This window comes from Sessilibacter sp. MAH3 (assembly GCF_054658275.1).
In genome coordinates, this window is the sequence record NZ_BAAGIE010000007.1 from 115,109 (window position 1) to 127,369 (window position 12,261).

The 12,261-nt window shown below is 38.9% G+C and carries 10 protein-coding genes; all 10 read left to right on the forward strand.

The annotated features are described in order from the left end of the window. The first annotated feature begins 92 nt into the window (after nucleotides 1-92). Nucleotides 93-1,244, forward strand: a complete 1,152-nt coding sequence (locus tag ACYQ2C_RS06330; protein WP_460100873.1) for a DegT/DnrJ/EryC1/StrS family aminotransferase — start codon at nucleotides 93-95, stop codon at nucleotides 1,242-1,244. A 314-nt stretch (nucleotides 1,245-1,558) separates the two neighbouring features. Then, entirely contained in the window at nucleotides 1,559-3,496 is a 1,938-nt protein-coding gene (locus ACYQ2C_RS06335) for a hypothetical protein (RefSeq protein WP_460100877.1), read from the forward strand. A 10-nt stretch (nucleotides 3,497-3,506) separates the two neighbouring features. Beyond that, on the forward strand, nucleotides 3,507-4,592 hold the full coding sequence (locus ACYQ2C_RS06340) for an FkbM family methyltransferase (protein WP_460100879.1): 1,086 nt from the start codon (nucleotides 3,507-3,509) through the stop codon (nucleotides 4,590-4,592). 27 nt (nucleotides 4,593-4,619) lie between these two features. Further along, entirely contained in the window at nucleotides 4,620-5,315 is a 696-nt protein-coding gene (locus ACYQ2C_RS06345; RefSeq protein WP_460100882.1) for an acetyltransferase, read from the forward strand. A 47-nt stretch (nucleotides 5,316-5,362) separates the two neighbouring features. Beyond that, nucleotides 5,363-7,039 carry a class I adenylate-forming enzyme family protein gene (locus tag ACYQ2C_RS06350; protein ID WP_460100885.1) on the forward strand — a complete coding sequence of 559 codons (1,677 nt, stop codon included), beginning with the start codon at nucleotides 5,363-5,365 and terminating at the stop codon, nucleotides 7,037-7,039. A 193-nt stretch (nucleotides 7,040-7,232) separates the two neighbouring features. Continuing rightward, nucleotides 7,233-8,420 carry a Gfo/Idh/MocA family protein gene (locus ACYQ2C_RS06355; protein WP_460051494.1) on the forward strand — a complete coding sequence of 396 codons (1,188 nt, stop codon included), beginning with the start codon at nucleotides 7,233-7,235 and terminating at the stop codon, nucleotides 8,418-8,420. 15 nt (nucleotides 8,421-8,435) lie between these two features. Further along, complete coding sequence (locus ACYQ2C_RS06360) at nucleotides 8,436-8,735, forward strand: hypothetical protein (protein WP_460100888.1); 300 nt, start codon at nucleotides 8,436-8,438, stop codon at nucleotides 8,733-8,735. 623 nt (nucleotides 8,736-9,358) lie between these two features. Then, nucleotides 9,359-10,051 (forward strand): thermostable hemolysin, encoded by a 693-nt coding sequence (locus ACYQ2C_RS06365; protein ID WP_460100891.1) that lies wholly within the window; start codon nucleotides 9,359-9,361, stop codon nucleotides 10,049-10,051. Nucleotides 10,052-10,056: 5 nt separating this feature from the next. Continuing rightward, entirely contained in the window at nucleotides 10,057-11,574 is a 1,518-nt protein-coding gene (locus ACYQ2C_RS06370) for an AMP-binding protein (RefSeq protein ID WP_460100894.1), read from the forward strand. Further along, nucleotides 11,571-12,242, forward strand: coding sequence for a TenA family transcriptional regulator (locus tag ACYQ2C_RS06375; protein WP_460100897.1), 672 nt, complete (start codon nucleotides 11,571-11,573; stop codon nucleotides 12,240-12,242). The genes ACYQ2C_RS06370 and ACYQ2C_RS06375 overlap by 4 nt, the downstream gene beginning before the upstream one ends. Nucleotides 12,243-12,261 lie beyond the last annotated feature (19 nt).

The window sequence follows — 12,261 nt, forward strand, 5'->3', positions numbered from 1 at the left end:
AGGAGACTCAAAGTTAATCAGAGTTCCCTTTAGACACCAATGTGCCTGTTAATCGAAGTTCAGCCATTTTTATCATAAATTAGGTAATAACTATGATACCTTTGCTTGTTCCAGATCTGCCTTCAGTTCACGATATATTGCCATGGTTAAAGCAAATTGATGAAAATCGCTGGTATTCTAATTACGGTCCATTGTGCCAAAAATTTGAACACGAAATAACCGGTCTCTTAAAAAGAGAAAATCCCGATTCGGTCAACAGTTTTTCCATGGTATCTACCTGCTCGGGTACAACTGCTTTAGAAGTTGCTTTGAGTGCTTACAGATTTCGTCCGGGCACAAAAGTGTTGTTGCCTTCATTGACTTTTCCCGCCACAGCTACCGCAGTAATTCGCTCAGGACTTATTCCAGTATTAGTGGATGTAGACCCAAATAGCTGGATCCTAACCCCCGAGATTGCCGAGCAGGCACTTATAAAAAGTGGTGCAAAAGTAGTTATTCCCGTTGCCGCTTACGGTTGTAAAATTAATGAGGAACTATGGCAATTATTTGCCGAAAAAAATAATTGCCGCGTATTAATTGATGCAGCGGGTGCTTTTCCAAGTCAGACACCGCGACAAAAAGTCGATATTTGTTACAGTTTTCATGCGACAAAAAGTCTCGGCATAGGTGAGGGCGGTGGTATTGTTTCGGTAGATAACTTGTATCTTGATATTTGTCGAGATATTACTAATTTTGGTTTTTCCAACGGAACTATTCATACCGCAGGTATGAATGCCAAATTGAGTGAATACCATGCAGCAATTGGATTAGCACAAATTGCCCGATTTAATGAGATTAAGCTAAAACGACAAGCGTTGTATGCTACGTTTAGATCTAAATTAGAATTTTTATCGGATAAATTTCAATTTCAAAATGCTGATATTCCAAAGCTACCCACGTTGTTTGTGATTAAACTCGGTCAAAATGCCAAAGATCTTGCGCATAAACTGCACGACTATGGTATTACTACAAGACAATGGTATTGTCCGGCATTGCATAATCATCAAGCCTTTAAATCCTACGTAAAAAATCTATCCTTAAAATACGGTAGCCTTATTAATAGCCAAATCTTGAGTGAGCAACTGTTGGGTTTGCCATTTCATCCATTTCTCTCAAATACCGATATAGATTATATGTGCTCTTCATTAGCAAAAGCTTTAGTTGAGAATTCGCAAAGTTCGAGAGCAATGACTACGGTTGCGTAGAATGATAACAACCTCTGATTAACGTATCCCAGATTTAATCAGAGAGCAGAAATTGGCAATACGATTTCCAGTTGCTTCACAATTTCAATTACTTACAGTCTTTGAAATTGACGACATTTTCTATGTTGCTCGAATTTCTAAGTTGAACAGAGTTTCTTATATGTGAATCACTGATCAGCCTATTCGTGTTTTAGACGATTCCGCAAGACACTTTTATTTGGCATAAAGACTGCTCATTTCTTTTATTCAAAAATTAAGTGGCATTAAGTCAGTTAATTGACGCACAGCTGACCAAAAGAGAACAGAGAGCAACTATGTCAAATAATTCTTCCGAAATAGAAAAGATATACGATTTAGAAGATCTCGAACGTTGCGTTTATCGTCGTGATTATGAAAACGCGATGTTAATACTTTTACGTGCTTTGCAAGGTTTTGAACAAAAAACCTGGGATTTGGTTACCGTTAATCAGTCAGTAGCCGTAAGAAATCGCAACAAGAGCGCGTCAAAAATATTACTCACACGCTTTTGCGCAGCCGTAACCGCATTATTATCCGATCCACAACTTACTCTAAGTCGCAGTGGTTTTGAGTATTTATTGCTATTTAAGCGATATCTAGACACTGTATTTGCCGCTACAGACTTTTCTGATATGTCGCACATCCTCGCATTAATTGGCGAAAAGTCTGGCACTGATACAATTGTTTATAAAAATGACTCCGATTTTTATAAGGTGATTGTGGCTTGTAGTGCAAATTCGGGCGAAGAAATTATTGGCAGTTTATTGCAGTCTTTACCCAAAGATCTTGGGTTCTTATTTTGGTTGAGTTTACTCGATAACGAAATGGTTTTAACCGAAAAGTCTGACAATGCCAGAAATACTATTTTAGAACACGCGTCTCGATTTGTTACCATCGTTCCTTCTGATATTGCGGTAATACGATTGGTAAACACTTGGATGTTTTGCAGTTACATGAATAATCCGCAAAAGCATCACATAAAAATACACCTTAATAAAATTGTTAAAAATTATTGTCAAAAAAATGGTGTAAAACAACCGTTTATTGCTCAACACAGACTCACCAGAGAAAAACCGGTGTTATTGGTAATTGCTGAGCGATATACCTCTGACCATGCCATGTACCGTTGTTACGGCCACGCCGTAGACAGTCTTAATAAGCATTTTTACACGGTATTTATTTCGGTAGAAAAGCGGTTTGATCGCAACTCTGTAAAAAACTTTAATGAGGTCATCACGCTTGATAAGTCGCACACAGTTAAAGACATTAAGTCGACTATTGGCAAAATTATTAAATTAGCCCCCGATGTTATTTATTATCCAAGTGTTGGTATGGAGGCGTGGGTGGTTGCCTGTACTCAGTATCGTTTGGCACCCATTCAATTAATGACTATGGGCCATCCAGCAACCAGTTTTTGTGAACATATGGATTATATCGTTGCCGAAGAAGGCACCATGGGTGATCCACAATGTTTATTTGAAACCGCTATGCACGTTAAAAACGGTGCCTTTGCATTGTCTATGGGCGCGTTACAGTTTGAAATTTTTCCCAACGTTAATGTGAATCCCGATGTGTTAAAAATTGCCATTCCCAGCATTGCCTACAAGCTCAATCCCTCGGTATTGGATGTTTGCAAAAAAATACTAGAAACCAGCTCAAGACCGGTTGAATTTCATTTCTTTCCCAATATGTCTGGGGTTAATTTTGCGGCAATTCAAACCAGGCTATCAGAAATAATGCCGTGTGTTGTGTATGAAAATATGCACTATAAAGATTATATGCGTCATCTCGCCGGTTGTGATCTTGCGTTGAGTCCATTTCCCTTCGGTAATACCAACGGTTTTATCGACTGCATACGCTTGGCCATTCCGGTGATTTGTTTGGATGGTCCAGAAGCTCACAGTCATACCGATTATGAACTGAGCTTGAGGGTAGGCTTACCGGAATTTTGCAGAACAACTAGCGTGAGTGATTATTACGCGGCAGTTATGCGGCTTATTAGAAATAATTCAGAACGTGTTGAAATTAGTAACAGTTTATTAGAGAAAAATATCGACTCGTTGCTTTTTAATCATAAAGAATCGGACGTAAGCGAGGATTTTTCCCAATTATGTTTCTGGATTTATCAGCATCACGAAGCAATTAAGCACGATAATCATAAGCTCTGGACGGTTGCACAAAGACAGAGTTTTGTACCCCAAAGCACCTCTCTAAAACAGGCGCAGATATCTTAGAGACTCACAAATGGCTAAAACAGTTGCGTTTGGAAATAACGAATATACAGAAATTCTAACCAAACTCGTACCCGTTGATTTCATAGTGGATGAATTTTCTAGCGAGAAATCCGCGCACGATTGTCCCATAGTTAGCTTATCTGAGGTTTCGCAGGCCGATAATATGATTAACTGCGTTTATAACTCCAGAGCTGCCTACGCACATCTTAAGCTGCGGTCACAGGGTTTTAAGCCAATTTTTATCGGTGATTTTGTCAACCGTCATCCCAAAGAATTTGCCGCTACTATGTTGGCACAGGCGCAAGCGGGAATAAACGAAGATTTTGCGATTATTGAACGCTGTTTACCTTATTTTGCCGATCAGCGATCAAGAGACGAGCTTACCGCCATTGTGCAGTTTAGGCATACTCTCGACATACAACATTTAATGCATTTTGATGTAAAAATAGATCAGCAATATTTCGAAAACTTTGTGTTGAATAAAAAATTTAATTGTTTAATAGACGGCGGCGCTTACGATGGTCATGACGGCATTCGTTTTATTGAGCTCTTTGACCCGATACATCAGGTTTATTTGTTCGAACCCAATATAAAAAATATTGAACTCATAAAGTCTAATATTGCAAAACGAAATATGACGGAATTCTTGTCGTCAGGAAAAATTACAGTAAAAAATGCCTGTCTTTCCGATAAATTAGGCTATGCTTTTTTAGAAGGTGAAGGTACTGAAACCAAAATAACCAAAATATTTGATAAGCTACCGAGTTCGCTCAGGCACGAAGGCAACTGCGCAGAAGAAGTTTCTGGCTATATCGAAACGACGTCCATCGACACGGAAGTGTCTGAAATGATCACTAACGATATAAATGCGCGTGTTTTAGTCAAATTAGATATTGAAGGTGCCGAAATGTCGGCTTTAAAAGGCGCCATTCAATCAAGGGACAATGAAAATGTCGGATTTGCTATCAGCGCATATCATTTGCCTCACGATTTGACGGATATATTCACCTGGCTACAGAGCTCGTCTATTTCAAGAAAGTATTATTTTCGACATTATTCAAACGGTATCTGTGAGTCTGTACTTTTTGCCATCTAAATTACTCAGGTGGAAATCGAGTCGTTCATGAATCCTAATAATCACTTTAATCCAGCCACGAGTGAAGACATTGTTATTTATGGCAGTGGTGCAATGGCAGAAACGCTGTTTTCATACATAGCCCAAGATCATAATGTGATTGCATTTGTTTGCGAAGATGAGTATTGCCTAACTTCCAACATTTGCCATCTACCTCTGATTCCGTTATCCGAATTTATTCATCAATTTTCCAACAAAGATGTGACCATCGCCATTGCGGTGGGTTTTTCTGAAATGAATGATATTCGTAAACGAATTACGGATACGCTTAAGAATCAAGGTTTTAAACTATTTCGATTCATTCACAAGAGTTTTGAACTGCATAGAAATGTAACGGTTGGTGAGTTTGGATTTATTTTAAACAATACCACAATCCATTGTAACTCCCGTATTGGCGACAGTGTTTTTATCGCAAGCGGAGTTAATATTGGTCATGACTGTGTTGTAGGCGATTATAGTTGGCTTAATTCTGGTGTTAGCTTGGCAGGTGGTGTGAGTATAGGTGAGCATTGTTTTATGGGCGTTAATGCCTGTGTCGCTCATGGCGTTTCTGTTGCGCCGTACACGTATATTGGCGCTAATACCTTGGTGACAAAAAACACTCAACTCGGTGATGTTGTTGTTACACAGGCGGGTGAAACCTTCGATTTTGACAGTAAAGCTTATTTGGCATGGTTGAAATAATGTTATGCGTGCTTAGTGCTTCTCACTAGCACTCCTGAGTTGTACCTATGTTATACACACAAATCTTACACAATAGAACAAAACACCCAACGCAAAGAGAGTCAGAAAAAAACGGTACCGATGCATTTTTTTTAACAATAAGCAATTCCCAACAAAGTGTTCGTTATACGTTTACCGAACTGATGCAATTGGTTGACGATTTAGAACGTTATGTACTGGCGAATAATTTTGCTGTGCCAGATTCAAAACATCCGCGTGTGGTTGTAACAGCGCTTTCGAATAATTTGGATTTTGTGCTCATATTGCTGTTGTGTGCAAAGCTAGAATGGCTTGTTATGCCGTTGTCGCCAGAGGTGAGCGAAGAGAATTTTTGCGAAACACTGCGTTCTTATCGGCCAGACATGGTTATATATTCAAATGCTGACGCTAGAAATAAAGAAATTACGTTACAAAATTTAGGCTATGTGAGACCTAAAAATGAGGGTTTTTGTAATCTTATTAGTTCTATTTTATGTAAAAAAGAGGATAAGCAACCCGTTTTTACGGCTATAGATAATATCCAAGCTTTGTTAGATAAATCCAATCATAACTCTGGGCCGCCTTATATTTTAACGACAACTTCGGGCACTACTTCTGCACCCAAGTGGATGTGTTTAGGGCAGGGTACAAAGCTCAAGCGTGCGGAGTCATTTTTTTCGACTTTTGAACTTGATGCCAATGACCGATTTATTATTGCAACGCCTCTTTATCACTCACTTGCGCAACGAATTCTTTTTACCAGTTTATTGTACGGCGAGCACTGTGTTTTGCTCGAACGATTTTCAGATTATTTGTTCTTACAAAGTGCTTTAGATTATAAAGTGACTGTTGCGGTACTTGTTTCAACACAGATTAAAAATCTATTAGCCGATTCTGATGAGCGTTTATTTAATCTTGGCGCACTTAAAAAGCTTATTTCTTCGTCCGCTAAACTCGATAATGATACGCGCGTAAACATCGTTGCTAAGAAGAATTTTGAATTTTACGAATGTTATGGTGCAAGCGAGGTTGCGGTAGCGACCTCTTTGAAGCTTAACGAGCATATGTTATTGGATAACTCATTTAACTCTGTTGGCAAACCTATTTCTCAAGTAGATATTCATATTCTGGATGATTCTGGTACTACTGTTGATGTTAATCAAGTGGGCGAGATCTGCATAAAATCACCCTTAGCATTTATGGGCTATATTGAATTTAACAACACAGATTTTATTTCAAAATCTTATGTGCATACCGGCGATCTGGGTTATTGTGATGAAAATGGATATTTGTATTTTGTTGGTCGAAAAAAAGAGCGTATAAATGTTGGTGGCACAAAGGTTTATCCAGAATTTGTGGAGAATCTCGCTAAGGAATATCTGGCCGCTAACAAGGACATTGGTTGGAATGAAAACTATAACTTATACGCAATTCCATTTCCTGATGACCGTTTGGGCGAAGTTGTTGCTCTGGTAATAGAGCCACCATCTTTAAATGTAGAAGTTACGGTAAATTTTTACGATTTTTGTCTTTTTCTTCTTGATAAGTGCGAGAACTATCAATTACCCAGACATTTCTTTGTATTAAACGAAGTGCCAAAGACAGAGTTGGGTAAGATACGTCGAGTAAAACTCGCAGAATACGTGACCACTTATGATCGTGATTATTTAGAAAAAATAGGGCGATATTTTTGTTTTAATTATTGACGACTAATTATAAGAAAAAATCATGCAACAATAATGTTTTTTAGGTGCATCTAATTAACTCATTCGTAATTTTCTCTAGGTTTTCTCTAGGTTTGTTTTAGTGAGCAGAAACCTTTGACTAAATTACGGTTGCGTTAATCGAAGGTTCCCATTTTTTAGTTTTATTATAAATGTCTAATTCTGGAATACTACTATGAGCGCAAATACTCTTAAATTGGCTTTTATCGGCGGTGGTGTAAACTCGGCGGTTGGCTACACTCATTTCTGTGCAAGCCAATTAGACGATGCATGGAAGCTTGTTGCTGGCGCTTTTAGCTCAAATTATCCCGTTAACGAAGAAACTGCGTTCTCCTACGGTATTTCTCAAGATCGGTTGTATGATAATTGGCAGGATCTTTTAATTGCTGAGAAAAATGAGATCGACGCTGTTGTGATTTTAACACCAACACCCATTCACGAAGAGATGGTTATTTCTGCGTTAAGTCTAGATATTCCGGTGATTTGTGAGAAGTCTTTAACCAATGATTTAGCGTCTTCTGCACGTATTAATTCGGCATTAAAAAAGAATAACGGATTTTTATCGGTTACCTATAACTATTCCGCGTATCCAATGGTGCGCGAGCTTAGAACTCGAATTTCAAGAGGAGAGTTGGGTAAGCTCATGCAAATTCAAATCGAAATGCCACAAGAAGGTTATATTCGCGGTGGAAAGCATGCAAAGGTTTCGCCGATACAATCTTGGCGTACACATGACGGAAGCATTCCTACAATCCACCTAGACCTTACGTGCCATTTGCATCAATTAATTTATTTTTTAACCAAGTTACACCCCGTAACCGTTCGTGCTCAAGAAAATACCTACGGTAAAATTGATAATATTGTTGATGACGCCTCTGCTCTGATTGAATATGAACAGGATTTTTTTGCACGACTTTGGGTAAGTAAATCCGCTCTGGGCTACAAAAATGGCATGTCGCTGCGTATCTTCGGCGATAATGCCTCTGCATTTTGGGAGCAAACCTCGCCAGAGCTGTTAACCATTAATTACGCCGATGGCAGACGTGAAATTATCGAACGGGGCAGTTTCTGCTACACGGCCAATGCACCTCGTTATAATCGTTTTAAAGCAGGGCATCCGTCCGGGTTTATTGAAGCCTTTGCCAATTTATACACCGATTTTGCCAACGCGATTATTTACCGTAAAAACCACAGAGACTCAAAAAATCACGACCTTGATTTATTCAGTGGCGCATACAGCTATGGCATTGCCAATGAAGGCTTAGAGCTGATGGAGGCGATACATAAATCTGCGCTTAATAAAAAAACCTTGTCGATGAATAATCCCATAAAACCCGAATTGTTGGAGTTAAAGTTTGGCTGAAAGGAAGTTGATTCTATGACAAGTTCTTCAACATCTTACGAAACCAGCTCTGTGGCGCGTAACGCTAATTTTGATCGTATTAAAGTAATATTGGTTAATTTATTGCGATCTTTTGGCGATCTTAATTTTCGTGACGACGATGTATATTTTAAGCAAGATGGTTTGCTTGATTCTCTAAACTCGCTGCGTTTTTTTATGATGGTACAAAAGGAATTTAATATTCGCTTTTCACCACAAGATGTTAAAGAAAATAATTTAACGTCCTTGTTAAATCTTACCGAGTTCGTTGCACGTAAAGTCGATTCTGATCGATAATTGTTCAGTGGAATGAACCTTGTTAAGAAGCCCTGAGACGCCGCAAATAAACTCAATCGATTGCTTAAGGTGCGCTTCTTATTGCCATAATACTTCTGTGGTTAATTTTGTTAAGAGAACTCCGATTAACCTAGAGTTTCCCGTGAGACAAGGATGTGTAGCCAATTTCAAGAACTGTAAGTGGTTGAAATTGCGAAGAAATTGGAAATCGCATTTTCAACTTTTGTCCTCGGATTAAATCTCGGATGAGTTAATCTGAGGATTCTCAAGTTAACAAGTTACCGGATCAGATCATTTCTTAAGGTTGTGCTGGTTTCTTAAGAATCCGACGATTTCTTAAGGGGCTAATTCCTCGAAAGTGGTGAATCATTGATCAACAATACGCTAATAATCGTCTGTTAGTGGTTCATCTTCTATAATTTAAGCTTATAGTGGTACGAATTCGATCCATATTGATCGAAAAATTGCGAAAAACGACGTAAAACTCCCTGCTAAGTCTCTTTTCAATTTTTGTGATCTCGCCCTCAAATAATTATCTCACCTTAAGGTTTCGCTAAGATTCAGAGCGTAATTTTAGTGTTGTCAGCAAAACCTGCTGAGAATTTAAATTATGAGGTGAGCTCTTGTTAACTCAATCACACAAATCTCTGCGTCGTTATTTCGAAAGAACTAATATTCATTCGTTGATTGAGATAACGCATTCTGACATTCATGCAAATGATCGTAGTTCTCGCAAATTGATGGAAGAGAAGATAGCAGGTGAATTTGAGACTTGTTACGGTGCGCAAGTTAGCCACTTTTTACCTCATCTTTTAGATTTTCGATGCAATGATCGCTCTCTTTGTTTGGTGGGTGTAAATCCGGTAAAAGCTGAGGCGGTCTTTCTCGAACAGTATTTAGGCGAAACCTTAGAGCAGGCCGTTGCGAGTAAATTAATGAAGCCTGTGTTGCGCAGCCAGTTGGTGGAAATTGGCAATATGGTTTCTTTGCATCCCGGCGCATCATTGAGTGTTTTTTTAATTCTAGCGAAAATTTTATACCAAGCGGGTTTCGAACATATGGTGTTTACCGCCACTGCGCAGGTTAAACACATTATTTCTAAAACCGGACTTGAGGTAATTACCCTAGCTGAAGCAGATCCAAGTCGTTTATCCGACGGCGGTAAATCTTGGGGTACTTATTACGACACCAAGCCTATGGTGTTGGTGGCTTCTTTGAAAAACGCAAAAAGTATTCTTGAGTCCATCTATGAATATAGCGAGTTTACCAAATCATTAGATTTAGACATCGATAATATTTCTAAATTAATTAGGTAAAGACGGTGGGTAATTTAGCTCAAATTTTTCTACAGCAATGTAACGACGAGGTTGCGATACGCACCGCCGATGATTCATTAACTTATGCAGAGTTGAATCAAAAAGTTCGTCAAATCAGTACAGAGTTAAGCGCTTTACAATGCCAGCGTGTTGCTTTTATTGCGAAAAACAGCATTGGTTGGATCGCGCTAGATTTGGCGTTGTTCGATCACGGTATTACCTCGTTACCATTGCCAACGTTCTTTAGCGACGAACAAATTTTTCACAGCTTAAATCAGGCTTCTATCGATTTGATTATTTTTGAAGAAGCTTATTTGGATAAATTTTTAACACAATCAAAAATAGCTCATGTTGGTAGTGCTCATACGCTTAAGTGTTTACCCAACCTGTATTATTTAAAGCTTAAACCCGAAAGCCAGAATGCTTTACCGCAAGGCACGCAAAAAATTACCTTCACCTCGGGTTCTACGGCTAGCCCTAAGGGTGTTTGTTTAAGTGCTGAACATCAGTTAAAAGTGGCGAGTTCTTTAGTGGTTGCGGTTAATGTTGAGAGTCCCGTACATTTTAGTTTTATGCCATTCTCAACCTTGTTGGAAAACATTGCCGGTATTTACGCCAGTTTTATGTGCGGCGGTTGTGTTTATCTTTCCGATACGGTTAACGATTTACTCTTTTCGCCTAAAAGCAGTGATCGTACACAACTACCGTCGTTGCTAATGACATTATTTCAGGAGCTGCATCAAATACAACCCAATACCACAATCTTAGTACCGCAATTATTAAAGCTCTTGTTGCAAGCGGTTCATCAAGGTATGGCGTTGCCAACAAGTTTTTCTTTTGTTGCTGTGGGGGGCGGCAAGGTATCAGCCGATTTATTAAATCAAGCTCGGCAATTAAATTTGCCGGTTTATCAAGGTTATGGATTGTCTGAGTGCGGTTCGGTTGTAGCCCTTAACGCCAGTTTGCAAGATCCAATCGATTCCGTTGGTAAAATTTTGCCGCATTGCGAAGTGAGTATTGTGGATGGTGAAATTGTCGTTAGAAATTCAACAAACTTGGGTTACGTTGGTGATCCAAACAGTTGGACGGCTCTTTCAGACCCCGTTTACACCGGTGATATTGGCGAATTAAAAGACGGTTATCTCTACATTTCTGGTCGTAAGAAAAATACCTTGGTATTAAGTAACGGTCGCAATGTAAATCCCGAGTGGGTTGAATCTGAATTGGAAAAATTTCCGTTTGTGGTGCGTGCCTTGGTTTTAGGTGAAGCAAAACCTTATTTAAGTGCAGCGCTAGAAATTGTAGATGTGGGTATTCCCGTTGAGCACTTGCAGCAGCAATTACTGTCTATAAATGAACATCTGCCTATTTACGCGCAAGTAAAACAATTTACCTGTTTATCTAAACAACAATGGCAGCCGTATTTAACCTATAACGGTCGCATTAATAGAATTTCTTTTACACAAAACAACGAATCATTGATTGATGCGTTGTACAACGAATCTGTAACGGAGCTAACATGAGCTTTTACGAAACATTAATTAAAGCAACCGAAGCCGAAAAAAATAATCTTTTTACGTTAGATGTTATTCAAGCTAGTTTGCACGGTGATATTTCTTTAGATTTGTACGTGGCTTTTTTACAGCAAGCTTTTCATCACGTGAAACATACAGTGCCTTTATTGATGCGTTGCGGTTCACGTTTAACCGAATCTCAAGAATGGTTGCGTGTGGCAATTGCAGAATACATTGAAGAAGAATCTGGACATCAAGAATGGGTGCTTAACGATATCGCTGCCTGTGGTTACAATAAAGAACAAGCTCGCGTATCCGTTCCTAATTTTGCGACTGAAATGATGGTTTCATATGCGTATGATTCCATTGATCGCGTTTCACCCTTAGCTTTTTTTGGCATGGTGTTGGTTTTAGAAGGCACAAGCACACAGTTAGCCACTAAAGCGGCGGGTGTTATTCAGGCATCTTTAAATTTACCAAATTCTGCGTTTAGTTACCTTACTTCTCACGGTGAGCTTGATTTAGAGCATGTAAAATTTTACGAAGGTCTTATGAATCAAATTACCGATCCGGCAGAACAAGCGGTAATTATTCACGCGGCTAAAAACTTCTATAAATTATACGCTAATGTCTTTTCTGAATTAGCGGAGTCTCAGGCGCAGGTATTAAAACAATAATCTTCGATTGATCGGGATT